Raw genomic sequence first — 21886 nt, forward strand, 5'->3', positions numbered from 1 at the left:
GCATTGCTTAGAACCGGCCTGTGGCTGGCGGCGCGCTCTTGGGCGCGGGCGCGCTCGGCGCCGCGACGCTGTGGTCCGGCGTCTATGACGTCGGCGCCGACGCGCCGCACACGCGGTCGGTGTACGCCGTGCTCGAGTACGCGCGCGAGCGTTCGGTGGCGGCGCGCGCGGGCGCGCTGGCGGTGCCGGCCGATCTCGACGACGCCGAACGCGTGCGTCGCGGCGCCGGCAACTACGCGGCGATGTGCGCGGGCTGCCATCTGACCCCGGGCGCCGGCCCCAGCGAGTTGTCGCGCGGCCTGTATCCGGCGCCGCCGAACCTGTCGCAGCGCGAAGTCGATGCCGCGTCCGCGTTCTGGACGATCAAGCACGGCATCAAGGCCTCGGGCATGCCGGCCTGGGGCGGCAGCATGGACGACGCCCACCTGTGGGACCTGGTCGGCTTCCTCGGCCGGCTGCCCACGCTGGACGCGCAGGGCTATCGCGAACTGGTCGCGCGCAGCGACGGACATTCGCACGGCGGCGGCGAGGACGCGTCCGGGCATGGCGCCCTGGGCGGGCATGCGCACGACGGGCCTGCCGCGGGCGAAGGCCATGGCCACGACGCCGGCGATGGCGGCTCCGGCGACGGACCGGCGCATGCGCACGACGATGCGCATGCGCCCGAGCCGGACCGCGCCCGGCCCGATGCGCCCACCGCGCCGCCCGCCGAGCGCGCGCACCGGCACGCCGACGGCCAACCGCACCAGCACTGACCCGACGACGGCCGGCTCCGCTTCGCGGCGGAGCCGGCCTGGCGGGATTGCGGCAAAGCCGAACCCAAGCGCCGCCCCGAAGGCCCTTCCACGCGCCACGACCGATCCCCGGCAACGCCGCGGTTGCGCTTCCAGCGGGCCCGAGTCCCGATCCTTCTGCGCTGGCGCGAAGACATTCGAACCCGCCGTTTCTCGATGCTTGCAGACCAGCGAACCCGTCGCCGCTCGCTCCGGTAGACGCCCTGCGGCCTCGCCGCTTGCCGCCGTCGTGGCAGGGCCTTCAGGCCCGATGCTTTTCCCCGGCTGCCGCGCACTCGCTGAACCGCGCACTGCGTCGCACTCCCCCGCCGCCGCGCTCGGCTTGGGCCGCTGCAAGCGCGCGGCTATGATGTCGCTGAAGCCATCATCGCGGCCGAGGAGCCAGCCATGTCGATCAACTCCAAGGCCCGTCGCGACGCCAAGAAGCGCAAACTCGCCCGCGCCCGCCCGGTCGCGGCGGTGGGCGCCAGCATCGAGCCGCACGCCGAACTGCGCGACGCCCAGGGCCAGCTGCTCGGCGGCATCGTCCGTCGCGACGGCGAATGGACTCTCGGCCTGGGCGGCCGCATCGTCGGCGGCTCCGACAGCGCGGCGCGGGTGCTGGCCCTGCTCGAACGCGCCGCGTCGCTGCACCGGCGCGAAGGCCGCCAGGTCAACCTGGGCTGCTCCAGCGCGCTGCGCCGCGCCGCCGACCAGGAACTGGCCGAGCGCGGTCTGAGCTCCGAGCAGTTCCGCGAAGAGCTGGAGAAAGAGCTGGCGATCGACCCGCCGCCCGCGCTCAACGTCGTCGCCGACGCCGGCGGCGCACGCCACTGAACCGCCGCCGCTAGGCCTGCACGGCCAGCGACTCCCAGCGTCGCTGCAGCCCGGCCAGTTCTTCCAGCAAGGTCGCCACCGCAGCGGCCGATTCCGGCAACGGCCGCTGCGCCAGTTGCAGTTCCAGCGCCTGCGCGCGCGCCGCCGCATGGCTGTCGTACAAGGCGATGGCGCCGGCGCAGCGATGCAGCGCCGCCGCCAGCGCGACCGCGTCTTCGGCCTGCAACGCCTCGGCGATGCCCTCGCGCTCGCGCGGCAACTCGCGCAGCAACAACGGCAGCACCGCGCGCAGGCCCGAGCGGTCGGGTTCGGCCGGCACCGGCGCCGGCGCCGCCGCCGGCAACCAGCGCCGCAGCGCCCGCTCCAGCTCGCCCAGCCGCACCGGCTTGACCAGGCAATCGTCCATGCCGGCCGCGCGGCAGCGTTCCAGTTGCTCGGGCAAGGCGCTGGCGGTGACCGCCACGATCGGCAGGCGCGCGCCGCCGCTGCGCGCTTCCTCGGCGCGGATCGCGCGGGCCAGTTGGTAGCCGTCCGGCTCGGGCATCTGGCAATCGCTCAACAGCAGGTCGAAGCGGCCCTCGCGCAGCGCCGCCAGCGCCTCGCGGCCGCTCGCGCAGACCCGGCTGGCGTGGCCGAGTTCGAGCAGCTGGCGCCGGATCAGCTCGCGGTTGATCGGGCTGTCCTCGGCCACCAGGATCCGCACCGTTCCCGGCTCGGGAACCGCTGCGCGCGCCGCGCGCGCGGCGGCCGCGGCCGGCGCGAGGCTGGCCGGGTCGCGCGCCCATTCGCAGGCGCGCCGCACATGCAGGAACAACAAGGGATCGGCGTGCACCGCATAACTCTGCGAGCCGCCGTCGCGATCCTCGCGGCGCATCCGCAGCTGGCCGGGGCGCTCGCCGTCCTCGAAACTCAGGTCGGCGCGTTCGCCCGCCATCGCCGGGCGCTGGCGCAGCGCCGCCAGCCATTGGCGCAAGGCGTCGGCGCGGCGCGGATCGGCCAGCCGCACCGCCACCCGCAGCGGCGCCGGCGCGGCCGCCGGCTCGGTCGCGGCGGCCACCGCCACGCGCAGCGGCAGTTCCACCGTCGCCCGCGTGCCCTGCCCGACCCGGCTGTCCAGGCGGATGCGCCCGCCCATCAACTCGACCAGTTGCCGGCAGATCGACAGCCCCAGGCCGGTCCCGCCGTAACGGCGCGAGGTGCTGTCCTCGCCCTGCCGGAACGGCTCGAACGCGCGCCGCAGTTGCGCCGGGCTCATGCCGATGCCGGTGTCGCCGACCTCGATCGTCAGCTTGGCCGCGCGCACCCGCATCTCCAGCCACACCCCGCCGCTCTCGGTGAACTTGACCGCATTGCCGAGCAGGTTCAGCAGCACCTGGCGCAGCCGCGCGGCATCGCCGAGCACGCTGTCGGGCACCGCCGCGTCGACCCGCAGGTCCAGGCGCAGGCCGCGGTTGCGGCAGTCCGCGGCGGCGTGCATCGCGACCGCGTCGGCGAGCCCGCGCGGCTGCAGCGGCGCCCATTCGATGCGCAGCTGCCCGGCTTCGATCCTGGACACGTCGAGGATGTCGCCGACCAAGGCCTGCAGGCTCTGCGCCGATTCGTGCATGTAGCCCAGCAGCGCCTGCTGGTCGGCGTCCAGCGGCGAGCGCTGCAGCAGTTCCAGCATGCCGACCAGTCCGGCCATCGGCGTGCGGATCTCGTGGCTCATCGTCGCCAGGAAATGCGACTTGGCGCGGGTCGCGGCCTCGGCCTGCTCCTTGGCCCGGGCCAGCGCCAGGGCCTGCACGTGCACGTCGGTGACCTCGACGAAGTATCCGGTGTAGCCGGCCTGGCCGCTGTCCTCGCCGGGCTGCAGCGGCCGCGGCAGCGCGCTGACCCGCACCCAGCGCCATTGGCCGTCGTCGCCGTGCACGCGGAAGTCGGCATGCAGTCCGCTCATGGCCCGGGTCGCGGCGCGGATCGCCTGGCGCAGCCGCGGCAGGTCGTCGCGGTGCACGCGCGCGAACAGCGAACGCGAATCCACCGCCGCGCGCTCGGCGCCGATGCCGAACAGCAACTCCGGGCGCCCGGTCAGGTAAGGGAAACGGATCTGCCCGTTGGCGGCGCGCTGCGCCTTGAACACCACGCCCGGCAGGTTGCGCGCGACCTCGCGCAGCTTGCGGTCGGCCGCTTCGCGCCGGCGCGATTCGCGGCGCAGGCGCAGGTGGAGCACGGCGATCAGGTTGATCGTCAGCAGCGCCACCGACACGATCACCAGCACCCGGTTCCAAGGCACGCCGTAACGGTAGCGGGTGGCGGTGCCGCGGTCGCGGATGCGCTGGCGCTCGGCCTGCGGCGCGCCGTCGGGCCGGCGCTCGCTCTGCCCTGCCGAGATGCCGGGGCCGGCGGCGGCCAGCGGACCCGCGGCCGGGCCGGCGGCGTCCTGCGCGGGCGACCGAGCCGCGCCTGGCGCGGCGCGCGCTGCGGCGACTTTTTCGCCGATTCGCTTGGTTGCGGCACGCGCTTCGGCAGCGCGCTCGTCGATGTTTGTGCCGGCGCCGTCGAACCTCGCTCGGCCGGCCTCAAGCGCGCTCGGCGCCGTGACCTGCCCCGGCTCGGAACTGCAGGCGCGCGCCTGCGCCGAACCCGCCAGCGCGAGCGCCGCCAGCGCCCACGCGGCCAGCCGGCGCAGCCGCGCGCGTGGGCCCGCATCGACGCCTGCCGCTCGGGCGCCGGCCGGGTTCAGGACAGCAGGCCTTCGCTGCGAGCGTATTCGTAGATCTCGCGATCGTTGCGCAGCCCCAGCTTGGCCATCGCATCGGTCTTCTGCCGGCTGATGGTCTGCTTGCTGCGGTGCAATTGCGCGGCGATCTGCGACACGCTGTGGCCGGCGACGAACAACCGCATCACCTCGGCCTCGCGCGGCGACAGCGCGAGCCCGGCGCGCGCGAGCGCGGCCGCCGGGTCCAGCAGGGCCGACAAGGCGTGGCTGTAGTAGCGCTGCCCGTGGGTCACCGCGGACACCGCCTGGGTCAGTTCGGCCGCGGCCGCGGCCTTGTCGAGCAGGCCGGCGACGCCGGTGTCGGCGATCGAACGCAGCATCGGCGCGTTGCCGATCATGGTCAGCACGATCACCGGCAGTTGCGGATGACGGCGGCGGATCAGCCCGAGCAGGGTCAGGCCGTCGCCGGCGCGGCTGCCGGGCATGGAAAAATCGGTGATCAGCAGGTCCAGCGGCGTGACCGCCAGCAGGCCCAGCAGTTCGTCGGCGCCGGCGGCTTCGGCCACCACCGTCCAGGCGCCGCCGCTTCCAGCATCGAGCAAGGCGCGCACGCCGGCGCGCACCACCGGATGGTCGTCGGACAAGGCGATGCGCAAGGGCTCGCGCGGATGATCGGGCAGCTCGTTCACGGTGGCGTTCCTCCTGAACAGCCTTTCGCCGTGAGCATGCTTAGGCGGACAAAACGTGCGCGGGACGGACATGGCGCACGTTCGTCGCGCCGCGGCGGCCGGGCCTGGCGGCGCGGGATCCGCTTCGGCCGCCGCATCGGCAGGCGCCGCCCGCGCGGGGCGATGCAGGCGAAATGCAGGCGAAATTCAGGCGCAAAAAGATCGGGCCGCACTGGGCGGCCCGATCGCGAATGCAGGCGCCGCGAGCGTCGCGGCGCGGGGGTCAGGGATGCTCGTTCAGGAGCGCACCGGCACCAGGGTGATCTCGACGCGGCGGTTCTGGGCGCGGCCGGCCTCGGTGTCGTTGCTGGCGATCGGCCGGGTCTTGCCGGCGCCGGTGAGGATGAAGCGGTCGCGCACCAGGCCCTTGGACATCAGATAATTGCCGACCGAGGCGGCGCGCTGTTCGGACAGGCGCTGGTTGACCGCGTCGGTGCCGACGCTGTCGGTGTGGCCGGCGACCTCGACGATGGTCTGGTTGTACTCGGTCAGGGTGCTGGCGACGTTGTCGAGCACCGGATCGAACTTCGGATCGAGGTTGGCGCTGTTGAAGGCGAAGGTGATGTTGCTGGGCATGTTCAGGGTGATGTTGTCGCCCTGGCGGATCACGTCCACGCCGGTGCCCTGCATGCGCTCGCGCAGCGCGCGTTCCTGGCGGTCCTGGTAGTTGCCGATCGCGCCGCCGGCGAGGCCGCCGACGCCGGCGCCGATCAACGCGCGCTGGCGGCGCTCGGTGGCGTCGTTGCCGCTGAGCAGGCCCGCGGCGACGCCGGCCAACGCGCCGATCAGCGCGCCCTTCTGGGTCCGGTTCATGCCGCCCTGCTGCTGCGGCTGCTGGTTGGGATCGCCCGGGTACGGCTGCTGCTGGCCGCCGTAGTACCCGCCGCCGCCGGTGGCGCAGCCGGCGAGCAGCGCGGTCATGGTCGCGGCGGCGATGGCGAGTTTGAGTTGGGTCTTCATGGGCTGTCCTCGTCTGCTGGGGCTGGGCGCCCACAAGCTAATCACGCCGCCGTGGGGGACGAGTGACGGAGGCGGATGCCCGTTCAGGCTCGGGCCGGGAAGACGCGCGGCCCTTGCCCGCGGGGTTTGTGGCTTTTGCGGGAGGGCCTTTCAGGCCCGACGCCTTGCGGTCGCCTCAGACAAGAGCATCGGGGCCGAAGCCCTCCCACGCAGGCCTCAGGCCATCAGCGCCGCGGCGCCGTCGGCGTCGAGGGTCTGCTCCCAGTCGCCCATCAGCGCCAGGTACAGCAGCTTGTCGAACTCCGCGCCGAAGCGGCCGATCACCTCGTCCGGGTCGGGGATCAGCTTGCCGTCGGCGATCAGGCCGAAATGCACGCGGCCGTTGTAGCTCAGGATCGAGATGCCGACCCCGATCGAGCCGGTCTGCGGCACCCAGAACATCATTTCCTCGAGCCGGCAGCCGGCCATGTACAGGGGCTGCTGCGGTCCCGGCACATTGGTCGCCACCGCGGTGGCCTTGCGGCTGAACAGCTCCAGCGCCAATCCCTGCATCTGCACCGGCGCCATGCCGAGCGCGGCCAAAAGCCCAAATGCGACAATGGCTTGGCGTGAATTCTTAAGGTTATTCATGCACTCGGCGACGCGCTCCACCCGGCGGATCGGGTTGGCCTCGCCGACCGGCAGGTCGAGGAACACCAAGCCGAAGTGGTTGCCGAGCTTGCGCGCGTGCTCCAGCGGCCGCAGGTTGACCGGCACGGTCGCGCGCAGGGTCAGGCCGTCGACCGCGTCGCCGCGCTCGATCATGTAGCTGCGCAGCGCGCCGGCCGCGGTCGCCATCAGCACGTCGTTGACGGTGCAGTCGCAGGCGCGGCCGACCGCCTTGACCTCTTCCAGGTCCAGCGGCTCGGCCCAGGCCACCCGCTTGGACACGCCGAGCTTGCCGCGCAGCATCGACGGCGGGTCGTCCGACAGCGACAGCGCGTGCAGCAGTTCGCGCGCGATCTCGCCGCCCTCCTTGGCCAGCATTGCCGCCAGGGTCGGGTCGCGGTACATCTCCATGCTCTTCTCGACCGCCTTGCTGCCGAGCTTCATGTAGCGCTCGACCGCGCCGACCCGGCGCGCCACGTCGGCGCCGTCCTGCTTGAGCCAGGCGTGCGGCAGGTCGCTGCCCTTGGCCGGCTGCGCGGTGGTGTCGGTCAGCGACAGCAGCACCTGGACCAGGGCGATGCCGTCGGCATAGCTGTGGTGCAGGCGCGCGACCAGCGCCGAGCCGCCGTGGTAGCGCTCGACCAGGTGGAACTGCCACAACGGCCGGCTCGAATCGAGCGGGCTGGACGCGAGCTGGCTGACGAAGCGTTCAAGCGCGCGCTTGCCGCCGCGCCCGGGCAGCGCGGTGTGCTGCACGTGCCAGTCCAGGTCGAGGTCGTCGTCGGTCTGCCAGTAGGCGCCGGCGGCGGTGTCCACGGCTTTTTGGCGGAACCGGCCATAGGCGAGGAAGCGTTGCTTGATGACCTTGCGCAGCGCGTCCACCGACATCGGTTCGGCGAACATCAGCACCCCGGTGATCATCATCGGATTGGTCGGGCGCTCCATCCGCAGCCAGGCCGTATCGACCCGCGACATCGGTTCGCGTCGCGCGCGCCGGCGCTGCCCTGCACCCGTTTCTGCCTTCGCCATGCGTGTCTCCGATGCGTTCGGGCGAGTGAATCATGCGTGCGTCGGAGGAGTCAACGCGCCGGGTCGGGAATCGCGAACGAGGGGAAAACGCCGGCAGGCGACGGCCCCACTGCGCCGCGCCCGGCCGCGGTCACTCCCGCAACCGGCGATACGCCTCCAGCGCCGCATCGCGCCCGGCCGCCAGATCGACCAGCGGCTGCGGCGGATAGTCCGGCGCCTCGCGGCGCAGGCGGCGCGGGTCCTGCCACGGGGCGAAGCGCAGCGGCACCGGCAGGCCGGCCAGCTCCGGCACCCAGCGCGCGATGTAGCTGCCGTCGGGATCGAACTTCTCCGACTGGGTCACCGGATTGAACACGCGGAAGTACGGCGCGGCGTCGGCGCCGGTGCCGGCGACCCACTGCCAGCCCAGGGTGTTGTTGGCCAGGTCGGCGTCGACCAGGGTGTCCCAGAACCAGCGCGCGCCGTGCCGCCAGTGCAGGCGCAGGTGCTTGGTGAGGTAACTGGCGACGATCATGCGCACGCGGTTGTGCATCCAGCCGGTGGCCCACAGCTCGCGCATGCCGGCATCGACGATCGGCACGCCGGTGCGGCCCTGCTGCCACGGCTCCAGCTTCGGCGGCGCGGCGCGCGCCCAGTCGAAGTCGGCGAAGCGCGGGTTGAAGTTCTGTTCGGGCGTGTCGGGGAAATGGTGCAGCAGGTGGTGGGCGAACTCGCGCCAGCCCAGTTCGCGGATCGCCGCGTCGACGTCGCGCGCGTTGCCGGCGTTGCGTTCGGCCTGCAACGCGGCGACCGCGCGCCACGGCGCGATCTCGCCGAAGTGCAGGTGCGGCGACAAGCGCGAGGTGCCGACGCGGTCGGGCCGGTCGCGCTGTTCGGCGTAACCGCGCAGCGCGCCGTCGACGAAGGTCTCCAGCGCCGCGCGCGCGCCGGCTTCGCCCGGGCTCCAGTGCTGCCAGAACGCCCGGTCCCAACCCAGCTTGGGCAGCAGCCGCAACGCTTCCAGCGGCACCCCTTCCGGCCCTTCGCGCGTGGCCGGCAGCGAGGCCGGCGCCTGCCACGACGGATGCTCGCGCCAGTCGGCCAGGGCCGCGCGCCAGAACGGGGTGAACACCTTGAACGGGCCGCCCTGCTTGGTCCGCAGCGTCCACGGCTCGAACAGCAGCGAGCCGTTGAAGCTCTCCGCCTCCAGGCCGGTGCGCCGCAACTGCTGCTTGATCCGGGTGTCGCGTTTTTCGATGTAGGGCTCGTAGCGGCGGTTCCAGAACACCGCCTGCGCGCCGGTGGCCAGCGCCAGCGACTGCAGCGTCGCCAGGCTCGGGCCGAAGAACCGGCGCAGGTGCGAGCCGCGCTTGCGCAGGTCGGCGTCCAGCGCGGCCAGCGAATGGTGCCGCCACGCGTCCGAGGCCGCGCCCGGCGTCCATGCGCCGTGCTCGTCCGGCGCGTGGATGTAGACCGGCACCGGGACGAACCCGGCCTCCAGCGCCGCGCGCAGGGCCGGGTTGTCGTCCAGGCGCAGGTCGTCGCGGAACCAGACCAGGGCGGGGGTTGCGGCTGCGGTCATCGAGGCCCGCACAGTCCGTTGAAGGGACCCCAGTATGCAGGCAGAACCGCCGCCGGCAGCGAGCCGCGCCCGCGCCGCAAGCGAAACGGGCCGCCGCCCTCGCAGGCGGCGGCCCATGCTTGGTGCGCTCGCGCTACGCGCCGGCCGTGTCGCGCCGGCGGCATCGCCGCGACCCTACGGCGCACGCGCCGCGGCCGCGCGGCGCGTGCGCCGGGGGCGGATCACTTCGCCGGAACGGTGCGCTTGAGCTCCTCGATCGCGTCCTTGACCTGGACCAGGCCCCAGCCGGTGTTGTCGTCGCGGCCGGCGGCGTCGATGTCCTTGGCGCTGGCGAACAAGGCCTCGCGCACCTGCTGCGCGGTCGCGTTCGGCCGCGCGCTCCACACCACCGCGGCCGCGCCGGCCACGTGCGGCGCTGCCATCGAGGTGCCGTCCTTGACCGCATAGGACGAGTCGTTGACGCTGGCGATCCCGCTCACGGTCATGGTCTGCCCCGCCAGTCCCGCCAGGATCGCCTCGCCCGCGGCCTTGCTGATGCCCGTCGCCGGCAGGGTGCTGGCGGGCGACAGACTGCCGGCGAAACCGCCGGCGACGTTGTTGTAGATCGCCACGCCGAGCGCGCCGCCCGACTTGGCGTTGGCGACCTTGTCGACGAAGTTGATCTCGCCGCGCTGGCACAGCACGATCTTGCCCCTGAACGCCGCCGAGGCGGCCTTGCACAGGCCGCCGTCGACCCAGCCCGCGGTGGCCCTGGACTTGGCCGAGCCGCCCATGACGTCTGCCGGGAACGTGGCGCTGCCGACCTGCAGCGGTTCGCTGGTCGACAGCCCCAAGCTGCGCACCCCGACGCCCGGCGCGGCCAGGTCGATCTGGTTGTTGTACTCGGAGAAGCTCGCGCGCACGTTGTTCGCATTCACCGCCGCCACCGACACCACGCTCGGGTAAGAGGCCGGATAGAACAGCGGGTTCACCAGGGTCGTGCCCGGAAACGGCGTCTCGGCGTAGTTGCCGGCGGCGGCGATCACCAGCGTGCCGCGGTCGGCCGCGTTCTTGAATTCGGTTTCCTCGGTCGCCGACCGGTTCGGGCCGCCGAGGCTCATGTTGATCACCTTGGCTCCGGCCGCCTCGCACTTCTTGACCGCCGCGACGTTGTCGGACGCGAACAGGACCGCCTTGCAGTCGGCGCCGTCGAACATCTTGACGATGTGCAGCGAGACCTTGCCCGGGCTCACGCCGACCACGCCGACGTTGTTGTTGGCCGCGGCGATGGTGCCGGCGACATGGGTGCCGTGGCCGCAGGTGTCGGTGTCCCAGCTGCTGCCGAAAATGTTGGCGCTGCCGCCGATGGCGATGCCGGCGAGGTCCTCGTGGGTCTTCTTCAGGCCCGAGTCGATCACGCAGACCTTGACCCCCGCGCCGGTCGGCGCGCCGGCGTCGAGCGCGCCGTCGCCATCGGCGTCCCATACCGCGCTGGCCTGGACCTGGCCGATGCCGCCGGGCGCGTCCTGCTGCAGCAGGTAGCGCGGCTGGTCGATCTCGACCGACTCCACCGCCGGGTCCTTGCGCAGGCTTTCCAGCGCTTCGCGCGACGGCAGGGTGAACACCGCGCGGCTGAGGCCTTCGAAGCGGTGGTGCAGCGCCGCCTGGCCGAGCTTGCGCCCGCGCAGGCGCTCGTTCACGCCGCGCACGTTCGCGCTCATGCGCTCGTTGGAGCGGGCCACGACGCTGGCGATCTGGTCGAGGATGGCTTGCGGCGCGGTCGGCAGCACGGTCGCGGTCGCGGCCGTCGGCGCCTCCTTGAACTTGACCCACACCCGCGGCGCCTCGCCGCCCTGCGCGGCCGCGGCGCCGGAGGCGGCCAATGCGGTCAGGCCCAGGCCCAGCGCGCGCACCAAGTTGCTCTGCTTCATGACATCCCCTTCTCGGTCGTTGGAATCGGCTCCGTGCTGGAGCGATCTCGTCCGCAATGCCGCGTCCGATGATTTCCACAACGGGACGCGCGGGGGGCCTACCTACCCCGCCGGATCACTTTCAGACTCGTCCTAGATGCCGATGTGTGCGCACGCAACGCCGCGGCGACACACTCGTCGCGCCCGCGCGCCGCACACAAACGAAAACGGGAGCCCCGAGGGGCTCCCGTCGTCGCTGCACGCGTGGGTCCGGCGCGCTTACTGCGACTGCAGCTCGGCGATCGCCGCCGGGATCTGCACCAGGCCCCAGCCGGTGTTGTCGTCGCGGCCGGCCGCGTCGATGTCCAGCGCGGTGGCGTCGAGCGCATCGCGCACCTGCTGGGCGGTGGCGGTGGGCTTGGCGCTCCACACCACCGCGGCGGCGCCGGCGACGTGCGGGGTCGCCATCGAGGTGCCGCTCATGGTCTCGTAGGCGCTGTTGGCCACCGACGGGGTGGCGTCGACGCTGGCGGTCTTGCCGGCGAGGTTGGCGACGAGGTACTCGCCGTCGGCCTTGCTGATCGCCACGCCCGGCAGGGTCGAGGTCGCCGGCTGCAGGTTCGGCGCGGTGCCGGTGTACAGCGCCGGCGCGAACGCGCCGTCGACGTTGTTGTAGATCACCACGCCGGCCGCGCGCGCGCCCTGGGCCTTGTTGACCTTCTCGTAGAAGGTGCTGGTGCCGCGCTGGCAGACCACGATCTTGTTGCGCCAGGTGGTCGAGGAGGTCTGGCACAGGCCGCCGTTGACCCATCCGGCGCTGGCGCTGGCCTGCTTGGTGCCGCCGATCGGGGTGGCGGCGAAGCTGGAGGTGCCGACCGTCAGCGGGTCGTTCTTGAGCGGATAGGTGCTCAGCACGTCCACGCCCGGCGCCGCCAGTTCCACCTTCGGGGTGAACTGGGAGAAGTCGGCCTTGACGTTGGCCGAATCCACCGCCGCCACCGAGACCACGCTGGCGTAGCCGGCCGGATAGCTCTGGGTGTTGTTGCCGTCGTTGCCGGCCGCGGCGATGCTGAGCACGCCGGCGTTGGCGACGTTCTGGAACGCGGTGCGCTCGGCGGTGGACGCGGTCGGGCCGCCCAGGCTCATGTTGATGATCTTGGCGCCGGCGGCCTGGCAGCGCTGCGCGGCGTCGGCCAGGGTCGAGGAGTAGGTCCATGAGCACTGGCCGTGGCTGCTGCCGTTGTAGCCGTTGCTGCCGAAGATCTTGACGATGTGCAGCGAGACCTTGCCCGGACTCACGCCGACCACGCCGACGTTGTTGTTGGCCGCGGCGATGGTGCCGGCGACGTGGGTGCCGTGGCCGCAGGTGTCGGTGTCCCAGCCGGTCGGGTAGCCGGTGATGGTCATGCCGGCGAAGTCTTCGTGGCTCTTGTTGAGGCCCGAATCGATGATGCAGACCTTGATCCCGGAGCCGTTGGCGGCGCCGGTGTCGAGCACGCCGTCGCGGTTGGCGTCCCACACGTTGCGCGCCTGCACCTGGTCGATGCCGGGGGGCACGCTCTGCGCCTGCAGGTAGCGCGGCTGGTCGATCTCGACCGATTCCACGTCGGGGTTGGCGCGCAGCGCCTTGACCGCTTCCGGCGAGGACAGGGTCATCACCGCGGTGTTGCTGCGGTCGAACTGGTAGTTGAGTTGCGCATCGCCGGCCTTGGCCGCGTTGAGCTTGCCGCGCAGCGCCTGGATGCGCTGGCCCAGGTCCGCCGGCGCGGCCAGGCCGCTGCGCGCGTTGGCGGCGTTCGCCGCAGCGCCGGCGCCGGACTTGAACTTGACCCACACGCGATTGGGGTTGGGCCCTTCCTGGGCCATCGACGCGGTGGACAGGGTGGTGGCGGCCAGCGCCAGGCTCAACGCGCACATCAACTTGCTCTGCTTCATCGATCCCCCGGGGATTGGAATGACGGGGCCGGCTCCGGTCGGAGGCGGCCGTCGGGCGCGATCGTTCGTGCCCGATGTCAATCCAAACGGGGCTGCGAGGGTGCCACCCTACCCCGGGAAAACACCCAGGCCGGCACCGGATTTTCGTCCCGTGCGCGCCTGGAAAATGCAAGTAAACGCGTGTTTTTTGTGCGCAGATTTACTCGACGGCGTCCACAACTCGCGCAGCGCGATGCGCGGCCGATGCACGCGCTCAGGTCTCGACGAAACGCACCCGGCGGGTGATCGAGCAGGTCAGCTCGTAGCCGATGGTGGCGCTGGCCTCGGCGATCCGCTCCACCGGCAGCTCCGGCCCCCACAGTTCGACCGGGTCGCCGACCGCGGGCGACTCGATGCCGCGCAGGTCGATGGTCATCAGGTCCATCGACACCCGCCCGATCAGCTGGGTCTCCTGCCCGCGCACGCGCACCGGCGCGCCCGAGGGCGCCGCGCGCGGGTAGCCGTCGCCGTAGCCGATCGCGGCCACGCCGACGAGCATGTCTTCGGGGCATTCCCAGGTCGCCGCGTAGCCGACGCGCTCGCCCTTGCGCACGCGGTTGACCGCGATCAGCCGGGTCGACAGGGTCATCGCCGGACGCAGGCCGAAGTCGGCGCCGGTGCGGCCCTCGACCACGCTGATGCCGTAGAGCAGGCCGCCGGGACGGATCCAGTCGCCATGCGCATCGGGCCAGCCGAGCACCGCGGCCGAGTTCGACAGCGAACGCGCGCCGCCGAGGCCTTCGGTGGCGGCGGCGAACGCGGCCAGCTGCTGGCGGGTCTGCGGGTTGGCGAATTCGTCGGAGCTGGCGAAGTGGTTCATCAGCACGATGCCGCCGGCCACCGCCGGCGCCGCGGTCAGGCGCACGTAAGCCTCGCGCACGAACTCCGGAGCGAAGCCGAGCCGGTGCATGCCGCTGTCGATCTTGAGCCAGCAGCGGATCGGCTCGCCCGGCCCGGCCTGCTCGAGCATTTCGATCTGGCTGATGTGATGGACCACGGTCTCCACGCCGAGGCGGCGCAGCTGCGGCAGGTCCTCGGGTTCGTCGAAGCCCGACAGCAGCACGATCGGCTGCGACAGCCCGGCCGAGCGCAGCCGGTCGGCGTCGGACAGCGCGGCCACGCCGAAGGCGTCGGCGCCTTCCAGCGCGCGGGCCACGCGCTCCAGCCCGTGGCCGTAGCCGTCGGCCTTGACCACCGCCATCACCCGGCTGCGGGGAGCGAAGGCGCGGGCCTGGGCGAGGTTGTGACGCAAGGCGTCGGTGTGGATGTGTGCGCAAGTCGGTCGTGCCATGGCGCACATTCTAGCGGCGCGGTCGCGGCGGGCTATGAGGCGAATGTGAAGTGGCGGCTGCGCGCAGGATGGGCAAAGCCCAGCGACGCAGCAAGGCAGCCTTCGGGCATGCGGTTTCCGGCTTTTGAGGGAGGGCCTTCAGGCCCGATGCTTTCGGCTCAGGTCGCGGGTCTTCGAAACCAAAGCATCGGGGTTGAAGGCCCTCCCACAAAACCACGCGCCCACAAAAAACCGCGCGCGGTCGCCCGCGCGCGGCTCGGTGTTGCGGCGGCGGCCGGCTGCGTCAGTCGCAGCGGCGCTCGATCACCGTCTCGGTCTTGTTCTGCTGGTTTTCCTGGATCTTGCGGCCCGCGAACGCGCCGCCGACCGCGCCGGCCGCGGTGGCCAGCTTCTTGCCGTTGCCGCCGCCGACCTGGTTGCCGAGCAGGCCGCCGGCCACCGCGCCGATCGCGGTACCGGCGATCTTGTGTTGGTCCTTGATCTGCTTGGGACGCTGCACTTCCACGTTGTAGCAATGCGGGGTCTTCTTCGACTTGGTCTGCGCGCCGGCGGCGCCGGTGACCATGACGCAGGACACCAGCGCAGCGGCGATCATGGTTTTGAAAGTGGAGTTCATATAACTCACCGAGGGAGTTGGAAGGGCGATGTCTACGATGCGCCCGGACTCGTCATAAAGACGTCAATCCCGCACATCGCCCCGGCAGGCTAGCCGCCCCAGCCTGAACGGGCGCATGCGCCTGTGCGCTGCGCGCGGCGGAATTCTCGGAGCGTGCACGGCGTCGCCGAATGCGCGCCGCGCGAAGCGGTACCGCGCCCTGCCCCGGCCGCCTATGATCGGCATCTGCCCGCGCCCGCGCGGGTGTCGTCCGCACAGGAGAACCGCGCATGGACCGCATTGCGGCCCGTATCACCAGCACCCCGATCGCATGGCTGTGCGCGTGCCTGTTGCTGGCCGCCTGCGGCCAGCGCGAAGCGGCGCAGACCGCGCCCGCGGCTGCGCCCGCAGCCGCGGCACCTGCCGTACCCGCCACCACCGCTGCGCCCGCGCCGATCGCGGCGGCGGCAACGGCCACGCCGCCCTATCGCTTCGCGTTCGCGGCCAAGCACGACAAGCGCAGCAAGGACCCGCGCGTGGTCGACTGGGGCGAAGACGGTTGCGGCTCCTACCCGGTCGCCGAGGTCGAGTCGATCCCGCTGCACGACGCGTGGCTGCTGCCGGACTGGGTGGTCGAGTTCGACGACCAGGGCCGCGAGATCGCGCGCTGGGGTCGGCCGATGGCGGCCGAGCTGGTCGCACTGGACGGCCCGCGGCTGCGCTTCCGCGTCGACGGCCACGGCCAGAAAGGCGAGTTCGCCACCGACGCCGACGGCGCGCTGCAGCCGCTGAGCGCCAGCGGCGGCTCCTTGTACGCCAACGCCCGGCAGATCGAATGCCCGCGGCTGCCGACCTTCGCCGAATCGGATTACGCGCAGTGCTTCGTGGTCAAGGACGCCGCCGGCGCGGAACGCCGGCTGGCCTGGGAAGCGCCCTGCACCTGAGTTGCGCGGCGCTGTGCGGCGCAACATGCATGCAGCGGCGACGCGACGCGATGCCCGCCGCCATCCGCCTGCCGCCGCGCTGATAGATGTAATCGAGTTGGCGTTCTGCGCAATGGGTCGCTCGCCACGGCGCGCGCGCGCCCGCATGATGCAGGACCGCTCGCGTACGGTCGCCCGACCCAGGCGCGCGCGATCCACGCGTATCGCCGCGCACGCCTGCCGCGAGAGTCTGCGGCGAACGCGGTCACGCGACCCGAGCCGATGACGGACGCGCCCCGCGCGCGATGGAGCGAGCATGGCCGATTACGATGGTTACGATGTCGTGGTGGTGGGCAACGGCATACTGGGCATGGCGACCGCGCATGCGCTGCGGTTGCGCGATCCGGGCTTGCGCGTGGCCGTGGTCGGCCCGGCGCCGCGGCCGGGCGCGGCCTCGGCCGCCGCCGGCGCGATGATGGGCTGCTACGGCGAAGTCACCGCGCAGCTGCTGCGCACGCCGTCCGGACGCGCCAAGCTCGCCAAGGGTCTGCTCGCCGCGCAGCATTGGCCGGACTGGCTCGACAGCATCAACCAGGCCCTGCCGGCCGAGGATCATGTCGCGCTGACGCCGGGCACGATCGTCTTCAGCAACAACAAGTCCGGGATCATCGAGGACGAGAACTACGCGGCCATCGTGCAGGCGCTGGAGGAAAACGGCGCGGCCTACGAGACGCTCGACCCCAACCGCATCGACGGCCTCGCCCCGGCCGAGGACTGCCGCCCCAGCCGGGCCCTGTACCTGCCCGACGAAGGCTCGATCGACGCCGCCAAGTTATTGAGCGCGCTGAGCGCGCTGATCGAGCGCGCGCCGAACCTGAGCTTCATCGACGACACCGCGACCGGCCTGGACATCCACGGCGGCCGCATCCAGGCCGTGCGCCTGCGCGAGGGCGGCCGCGTCGCCGCGCCCCAGGTCGTGCTCGCCGCCGGGGTCTGGACCCAGGCCGTGCTCGACAGCGTGCCGGAGCTGGCGCGGCGCATTCCGCGGCTGTTCTGCGGCGGCGGCACCTCGCTGCTGCTCGACACCGGCCCGCGCGCGCAGGCGCACGTGCTGCGCACGCCCAACCGCGCCTTCGCCTGCGGCCTGCACGCGGTGCCGCGCGGCGGCGGCCGGCTCTACGTCGGCGCCACCAACACCCTGTTCGCCCAGCCGATGCTGCGGACCTCGCCGGCGGACATGTTTTTCCTGCTCGAATGCGCGCTGGATCAGCTCGACCAGGACCTGTGCGCGGCGCAGCTGGTGGCCTGGCAGGCCGGCAACCGCCCGGTCGCGGTCGACACCTGCCCGCTGATCGGCCCGACCTCGGTCGAGGGCCTGTGGCTGCTGACCGGCACCTACCGCGATGGCCTGTTCCTGTCGCCGCTGCTGGGCCAGCACATCGCCGACCGCGTCTGCGGCGGCCCCGGCCTGTTCGAGGAGACCTTCGCGCCCGAGCGCAAGCCGATCCGGCTCTACACCGGCGAACAAGCGCGCGCCGAAGCGCTCAAGCACTACCTGGCGATGGGCTCCGAGCACGGCATCCGCCTGCCGCGGGTGGGCTGGCACCATGCGTTTCCGCGCTTCTACGAGCAGATGCTCAACGGCCTGTACGACGAACTGGGCGAAGACGAATTCGTGCTGGCGCCGGAACTGCTGGCCATCGTCGCCGCCGACCGCGCGCGGATGGTGCCGTTCTTCCGCGACTACTACGCGCAGGTCCGCCAGGCCTGGGCCTGAGCCGGCTCAGGCGGCGCCGCCGTCGCGCAGGAACCAGGCCGACAGGCTGCGCCGCCACTGCTGGAAATAGGCGCTGTCGCGCTGCGGCGCGATCGTCGCCGCCGCGGTGTCGATGCGCTGCATCGCGGCGTAGCCGAGCCGGGCCATCGCGCCGGCGATCAGGCGTTCGCCGAGCACCAGCGAATAGCCGCAGTCCGGGCGCCGGTTGTAGCGGTAGTTGCAGCTGTTGACCAGGTTCGGCACCACCGCGCGCAGCTCGGCGACGCCGTCGTCGAGCGTGTCGACCAGGATCGCGCGCGGGCGCAGGTGCGCCATCGCTTCCAGCAGCAGGAACGGATGGGCCGAGTGATAGAGCACGCCGGCGCAGACCACCACGTCGAACCGGTCCTGGCCCAGGTCCCACAGGACGTGGTGCATGTCGCCGGCGACGAGGTCCAGGCGCTCGCCGAAGCGTTCGCGCAGGTGGCGCACGCAGCGCGGGTTGTTCTCCACCGCGGTGACTTGCGCGGCGTGGGCCAGCAACGCCTCGGTCAGGCCGCCGGTGTGCGCGCCCAGTTCGAGCACGCGCGCGCCGCGCAGGCGTTCGGCCTGGGTATCGATAAGCCAGTGCCGGCGCACCGGCGTGGCGTGGGTGTGGTCGGCCTGCTCCAGCACCACCTCGAAGCGCTGCGGCCATTGCGCCAGCGGCATGCGGCCGTCGGCGGCGTCGCGATCGAGCCAGGCGTAATCGACCGCGTCGGCGTCGCGGCGCAGCACCATCACCGCTTCGGCCGGGTCCGTGCGCGAACGCCAGATCTCGCCGGCGCAGGGCGCCTCGTCGGCCTCGCTCGCGGCGGCGACGGGATCGGCGGGCGGCGCTTGCGCCGGGCGTTGCGGTTGGGCGTGCTGCATGCGGGCGGCGCCAACCCTGCCGCGCCCTTGCGGGCGCGGCAGGTCCAGCGACAGGCGCGGGCGTCAGTTGCTCGGCGGGGCCGGCGAAACGTTGTACGGCGGCCACCAGCGGCGCTCGTCGGCCGAGCCCGTGGTCACTTCCGATTCTTCCAGCGCCTTCTTGTTGCTCAACAGGTCCTTCAAGGTATCCAGGTTGGTTTCATTGCTCATGGACGTTCTCCTGTGGAATGGACGTACTGTCTTGCTCGATCGCTGCGGCATCCGTGCCGTCGCTTGCTACCGCTCCTTTCGCGTGGCCCGCCGCGGGGCCGTAACAGGTGGGTCCGGCTCAGGCCGGCGCCGCCTCGATCAGGCGGCTGCCGAGCAGCGACTCCAGGCCGCGCTCGGCGCGGGCGCGGGCATCGCCGCCGCCGAGCTTGTCGCCGGCGAGTTCGGCATAGCCCTGCGCGACCGCGTCGACGCTGCGGCCGTCGCACAGCTCGAACAGCAGCCAAGTGTCCAGCGCCAGCCAGTGGATGCGGCCGGACTGCGGCGAGAACACCATCAGGCATTCGGCCTGCGGCACCGGGCGCGAGCGCACTCCGTCGGCCTTGCGTACGCTGTCTTGTGCGTTCATGCGGCCTCCCGCGCGTCGGCGAACATCGCCTCGTCCACCGGCGCCAGCGCGCTGCGCAGCCAGTGGATCAGTTCGAACCCGCCGGGCGAGAGCAGGTGCGACCACTCGCCTTCGAGCATCTCGCCCAGGTAGCGGGCGCGGTCGATCGAGCGCCCGTAGCGGTGGGCGGTGTCGTTGTTGACCACCGACATCGCATGCGCCCGGCTCACATAAGCCAGCGGGTCGCCGTACAGCTCGAAGCAGCGCGGGTCGGCGACCAGCGCCGCGGCCTTGAACAGCGACAGGTGCACGTAGACGTGGTACGCGAAGATCGCGCGCACGATCGACCAGCGCACGTTGCGCCACGGCACCTGGATGGTCGCGTCCGGCTCCTTGGCCAGCGACACCGAGCGCGCGGCGTCGAACAGCTTCATGTGCAGGCCTTCGTGCAGCAGGCAGCCGGCGATGTCCCAGGGGTTGCCGAGCTGGTCGAGCGAGACGAACACGGTCGAAGGAGTGAGGTCGCCGCCGGCGGCCGACAGCACGATCCCGCCCTCCAACTGCGCTTCCAGCAAGGCGATCGCGCCGACATGGCGCAGCGCCGCCGGCCCGGAGTTCGGCAGCAGCATCGACAGCAGCGCGATCGAATCCTGCACTTTCTTCTGCGCGCCCGCGTCGGGGTTCAACAGGACGCCGCGGTTGGCCGGGTTGTCGGCGAAGATGCGGTCGAACGCGGCCTGCAACTGCGCGGCGAGCGGGTCGTCGCTGCCGACGATCGACCACATCCAGTGATGCTCGTTGGACTGCAGGCCCCAACGTTGCAGCATGTGCGATTCGCACAGCCCCGCCGGCAACGCGGCGATGGCCTGCGGCAGCAACGCCTCGAACCGATGCGGCGAGGCCAGCTGCCCGCTCTCCAGTTCGGAGAACGCATCCTCGGCCGCCAGCCGCACCAGCGGATCGAAGAAGATCCGCCGCAGGTCGGCGTCGGGCATCGCCTCCACCTGCGCCAGCAGCGCCGCCGCCTGCGGCAGGCGCTGCGCGAACAGTTCGGTGCCGAAGCGGTAGCGCGCGTAGACCTTGGCCAGGATGCGCTGCGAATCGCCGAAGTTCGGATGCTGGGCGAGGGTGCGGTCGGCCGCGGCGACGAGCTGGGCCTGCGGCGAGTGGGCGTGGGTCGACCCGGAAGACGCGCTCATGCCGCCCTCCCCTCGCGCAGCGCGGCGCGCTGGCCCTGCGCCACGATCATGCCGCTGGCGACCAGGCTGTCCAGCATCGGCTCGACCTGTTGCCAGGCCCGCTCCGACGCCAGCCCGGCGATGTCGGCATAGGCCTGGGTGAGATCGTGTTCGCTGCGCCCGTCGCACAGTTCGAACATCAGCCAGGCTGCGGTGTTGAGCTTCTGGATCTTGGGCCGGGCCAGGTCGGCCGCGAACAGGATGCCGCGGTCGCCGACCGGGCGCAGTTGCAGTTGCGGGTTCTTGGCGTAATGCACCGACGTCGCCGGCGCGCCGGCCGCGGCCTGCGCGGCCTCGCCGCCGGCGCCGGCCTGCGGCGAAACCGACAGGTCGATCAGCGGCGCGATCGCCGCGCACAGCCAATCGACCATGCGCCGCGCGTACGGGGTGAGGTAGTACGACCACTGGGTGCGGAACTGCTGGGCCAGGTAGGCCATGCGTTCGTGCCCGCGCGAGAACGGCGCGGCCGAGGCGTTGTTGACCACCGACATCGCATGCGGCCGGGTCGCGGCGCGATAGCTTTCCGGCGCGCCGTAGACCGCATGCAGCTGCGGCCCGATCTGCTCGACCGCGGTGCGGAAGATCTGCAGGTGGACGTAGGCGTGGAACGCGAACAGGCAGTTCGACACCGAGATCTCGCGGCCCCACGGCAGCTTCACCATGTCCTCGCGTACCACCGCGGCGCTGGTGCGGACCATGTCGGAGAGCTTGAGGTGCACGGCCTCGTGCATGATGTGCACCGCCGTGTCCCAGGGATTGGCCAGTTCCTCCGGCGCGATGAAGATCATGCACGGCGTCGAGTCGCCGCCCGAGGCGGTCAGCATCGGCCCGCGCTCGTTGCGCATGTTCGCGAACGCGACCGAATGCAGGTGGCCGAACACGCTGCGCGCGACCTGTGGCACCAACGATTGCAGCAACGAGCAGGCGCGGTCGAGCTGGGCCACCATCTGCGGCGTCGGCCGCACCAGTTCGGCCTCGCAGTGGCCGCCGGGCATGAAGCCCAGGCGCAGCGCCTCGCGCAGCGCGTCGGCGACCGGCGCGGGCGCGTCGGGCAGGTCCCAGATCCAGATGCGGCGGCCGTCGAGGTCGGGGCCGGCGACGAAGCTGCGTTCCATCGCCGAAGCCGACAGGCTCAGCGGCTGCTCGATCCGTTCCAGCGACTGCGCCAGGCTCCAGGCCAGCAAGCCCGCCTGGTGGATCGGCGCGACCCCGGTTTCCAGGCGCTCGATCGCCGCTTCCAGCTCGGCGCGCACCAGCAGGTCGCCGAACAGCTTGTCGGCGCGGCGCTCGTCCAAGGCATCCAGCGCCGGCAGCAACGCCTGCAGCGCGGCGTCTTCGCGCGCCAGCACCGCCAGCGCGAATCGATAGCGTTCGACGTTGAGCCGGACGATCTGTTGCGAATTGCCGAACTCGTCGTGGGCCTGCAGGCCCGCGTCGACTTGCTTGATCAGATCTCTCATGGGAAGACCTACCTCG

Annotated in this window: 18 protein-coding genes; 4 read left to right on the forward strand and 14 right to left on the reverse strand. The window is 72.0% G+C overall.

Features of this window, described 5'->3' with window-relative positions; genetic code table 11:
• Positions 1–38: 38 nt before the first annotated feature.
• Both BLV01_RS00135 and BLV01_RS00140 read left to right on the forward strand, forming a co-directional pair.
• Positions 39–755 carry a c-type cytochrome gene (locus tag BLV01_RS00135; protein WP_254782461.1) on the forward strand — a complete coding sequence of 239 codons (717 nt, stop codon included), beginning with the start codon at positions 39–41 and terminating at the stop codon, positions 753–755.
• Positions 756–1181: 426 nt separating this feature from the next.
• Entirely contained in the window at positions 1182–1610 is a 429-nt protein-coding gene (locus tag BLV01_RS00140) for a hypothetical protein (protein ID WP_091792961.1), read from the forward strand.
• 10 nt (positions 1611–1620) lie between these two features.
• Here the strand turns inward: BLV01_RS00140 and BLV01_RS00145 are convergent, their stop codons facing one another.
• The 9 genes from BLV01_RS00145 to BLV01_RS00185 form a co-directional block, all read right to left on the reverse strand.
• Entirely contained in the window at positions 1621–3885 is a 2265-nt protein-coding gene (locus BLV01_RS00145; protein WP_091792963.1) for a PAS domain-containing hybrid sensor histidine kinase/response regulator, read from the reverse strand.
• 446 nt (positions 3886–4331) lie between these two features.
• Positions 4332–5000 (reverse strand): response regulator, encoded by a 669-nt coding sequence (locus BLV01_RS27085; protein ID WP_305791388.1) that lies wholly within the window; start codon positions 4998–5000, stop codon positions 4332–4334.
• Between the two features lie 276 nt (positions 5001–5276).
• Complete coding sequence (locus tag BLV01_RS00155; protein WP_091792967.1) at positions 5277–5999, reverse strand: YiaD family glycine zipper/OmpA-like lipoprotein; 723 nt, start codon at positions 5997–5999, stop codon at positions 5277–5279.
• A 216-nt stretch (positions 6000–6215) separates the two neighbouring features.
• Entirely contained in the window at positions 6216–7622 is a 1407-nt protein-coding gene (locus tag BLV01_RS00160; protein ID WP_175485713.1) for a WS/DGAT/MGAT family O-acyltransferase, read from the reverse strand.
• Positions 7623–7806: 184 nt separating this feature from the next.
• Entirely contained in the window at positions 7807–9237 is a 1431-nt protein-coding gene (locus BLV01_RS00165; RefSeq protein ID WP_091792971.1) for a cryptochrome/photolyase family protein, read from the reverse strand.
• A gap of 221 nt (positions 9238–9458) precedes the next feature.
• A complete protein-coding gene (locus BLV01_RS00170; RefSeq protein ID WP_091792973.1) occupies positions 9459–11147 on the reverse strand; it encodes a S8 family serine peptidase in 1689 nt (562 codons plus the stop codon).
• A gap of 258 nt (positions 11148–11405) precedes the next feature.
• Positions 11406–13061 carry a S8 family serine peptidase gene (locus BLV01_RS26690; RefSeq protein WP_091792975.1) on the reverse strand — a complete coding sequence of 552 codons (1656 nt, stop codon included), beginning with the start codon at positions 13059–13061 and terminating at the stop codon, positions 11406–11408.
• Positions 13062–13314: 253 nt separating this feature from the next.
• The gene (gene alr / locus BLV01_RS00180; RefSeq protein WP_091794546.1) at positions 13315–14391 is read right to left on the reverse strand and encodes an alanine racemase; all 1077 of its coding nucleotides are present in this window, start codon (positions 14389–14391) and stop codon (positions 13315–13317) included.
• 283 nt (positions 14392–14674) lie between these two features.
• Positions 14675–14956 (reverse strand): glycine zipper 2TM domain-containing protein, encoded by a 282-nt coding sequence (locus tag BLV01_RS00185; protein ID WP_231784038.1) that lies wholly within the window; start codon positions 14954–14956, stop codon positions 14675–14677.
• A gap of 320 nt (positions 14957–15276) precedes the next feature.
• Between BLV01_RS00185 and BLV01_RS25985 the strand changes: the two genes are divergently transcribed.
• On the forward strand, positions 15277–15930 hold the full coding sequence (locus BLV01_RS25985) for a hypothetical protein (RefSeq protein ID WP_091792977.1): 654 nt from the start codon (positions 15277–15279) through the stop codon (positions 15928–15930).
• Between the two features lie 295 nt (positions 15931–16225).
• The gene (locus BLV01_RS00195) at positions 16226–17686 is read left to right on the forward strand and encodes an NAD(P)/FAD-dependent oxidoreductase (protein ID WP_091792979.1); all 1461 of its coding nucleotides are present in this window, start codon (positions 16226–16228) and stop codon (positions 17684–17686) included.
• Between the two features lie 6 nt (positions 17687–17692).
• On the opposite strand, the gene BLV01_RS00200 is transcribed toward BLV01_RS00195, so the two are convergent.
• The 5 genes from BLV01_RS00200 to BLV01_RS00210 all read right to left on the reverse strand — a co-directional run bounded on the left by BLV01_RS00200 (position 17693) and on the right by BLV01_RS00210 (position 21870).
• Positions 17693–18577 carry a class I SAM-dependent methyltransferase gene (locus BLV01_RS00200; protein WP_217633423.1) on the reverse strand — a complete coding sequence of 295 codons (885 nt, stop codon included), beginning with the start codon at positions 18575–18577 and terminating at the stop codon, positions 17693–17695.
• A gap of 63 nt (positions 18578–18640) precedes the next feature.
• On the reverse strand, positions 18641–18787 hold the full coding sequence (locus BLV01_RS25990) for a hypothetical protein (protein WP_168356357.1): 147 nt from the start codon (positions 18785–18787) through the stop codon (positions 18641–18643).
• A gap of 118 nt (positions 18788–18905) precedes the next feature.
• On the reverse strand, positions 18906–19193 hold the full coding sequence (locus BLV01_RS26540) for a hypothetical protein (protein WP_217633424.1): 288 nt from the start codon (positions 19191–19193) through the stop codon (positions 18906–18908).
• Entirely contained in the window at positions 19190–20371 is a 1182-nt protein-coding gene (locus tag BLV01_RS00205) for an aKG-HExxH-type peptide beta-hydroxylase (RefSeq protein ID WP_217633425.1), read from the reverse strand. The genes BLV01_RS26540 and BLV01_RS00205 overlap by 4 nt, the downstream gene beginning before the upstream one ends.
• Positions 20368–21870 (reverse strand): aKG-HExxH-type peptide beta-hydroxylase, encoded by a 1503-nt coding sequence (locus BLV01_RS00210; RefSeq protein WP_091792981.1) that lies wholly within the window; start codon positions 21868–21870, stop codon positions 20368–20370. Before BLV01_RS00210 ends, BLV01_RS00205 begins: the two co-directional genes overlap by 4 nt.
• Between the last annotated feature and the right edge of the window lie 16 nt (positions 21871–21886).

It is taken from the genome of Lysobacter sp. yr284 (genome assembly GCF_900107375.1).
Taxonomy (GTDB): domain Bacteria; phylum Pseudomonadota; class Gammaproteobacteria; order Xanthomonadales; family Xanthomonadaceae; genus Lysobacter.

What these genes read in the sequence shown, in the direction of transcription:
- BLV01_RS00140 (WP_091792961.1), top strand. Translation starts at nt 1,182, where the DNA reads ATGTCGATCAACTCCAAGGCCCGTCGCGACGCCAAGAAGCGCAAACTC.
- BLV01_RS00155 (WP_091792967.1), bottom strand. Translation starts at nt 5,999, where the DNA reads ATGAAGACCCAACTCAAACTCGCCATCGCCGCCGCGACCATGACCGCG.
- BLV01_RS00160 (WP_175485713.1), bottom strand. Translation starts at nt 7,622, where the DNA reads ATGTCGCGGGTCGATACGGCCTGGCTGCGGATGGAGCGCCCGACCAAT.
- BLV01_RS00165 (WP_091792971.1), bottom strand. Translation starts at nt 9,237, where the DNA reads ATGACCGCAGCCGCAACCCCCGCCCTGGTCTGGTTCCGCGACGACCTG.
- BLV01_RS00170 (WP_091792973.1), bottom strand. Translation starts at nt 11,147, where the DNA reads ATGAAGCAGAGCAACTTGGTGCGCGCGCTGGGCCTGGGCCTGACCGCA.
- BLV01_RS26690 (WP_091792975.1), bottom strand. Translation starts at nt 13,061, where the DNA reads ATGAAGCAGAGCAAGTTGATGTGCGCGTTGAGCCTGGCGCTGGCCGCC.
- alr (WP_091794546.1), bottom strand. Translation starts at nt 14,391, where the DNA reads ATGGCACGACCGACTTGCGCACACATCCACACCGACGCCTTGCGTCAC.
- BLV01_RS00185 (WP_231784038.1), bottom strand. Translation starts at nt 14,956, where the DNA reads ATGGTCACCGGCGCCGCCGGCGCGCAGACCAAGTCGAAGAAGACCCCG.
- BLV01_RS25985 (WP_091792977.1), top strand. Translation starts at nt 15,277, where the DNA reads ATGGACCGCATTGCGGCCCGTATCACCAGCACCCCGATCGCATGGCTG.
- BLV01_RS00195 (WP_091792979.1), top strand. Translation starts at nt 16,226, where the DNA reads ATGGCCGATTACGATGGTTACGATGTCGTGGTGGTGGGCAACGGCATA.
- BLV01_RS00200 (WP_217633423.1), bottom strand. Translation starts at nt 18,577, where the DNA reads ATGCAGCACGCCCAACCGCAACGCCCGGCGCAAGCGCCGCCCGCCGAT.
- BLV01_RS25990 (WP_168356357.1), bottom strand. Translation starts at nt 18,787, where the DNA reads ATGAGCAATGAAACCAACCTGGATACCTTGAAGGACCTGTTGAGCAAC.
- BLV01_RS26540 (WP_217633424.1), bottom strand. Translation starts at nt 19,193, where the DNA reads ATGAACGCACAAGACAGCGTACGCAAGGCCGACGGAGTGCGCTCGCGC.
- BLV01_RS00205 (WP_217633425.1), bottom strand. Translation starts at nt 20,371, where the DNA reads ATGAGCGCGTCTTCCGGGTCGACCCACGCCCACTCGCCGCAGGCCCAG.
- BLV01_RS00210 (WP_091792981.1), bottom strand. Translation starts at nt 21,870, where the DNA reads ATGAGAGATCTGATCAAGCAAGTCGACGCGGGCCTGCAGGCCCACGAC.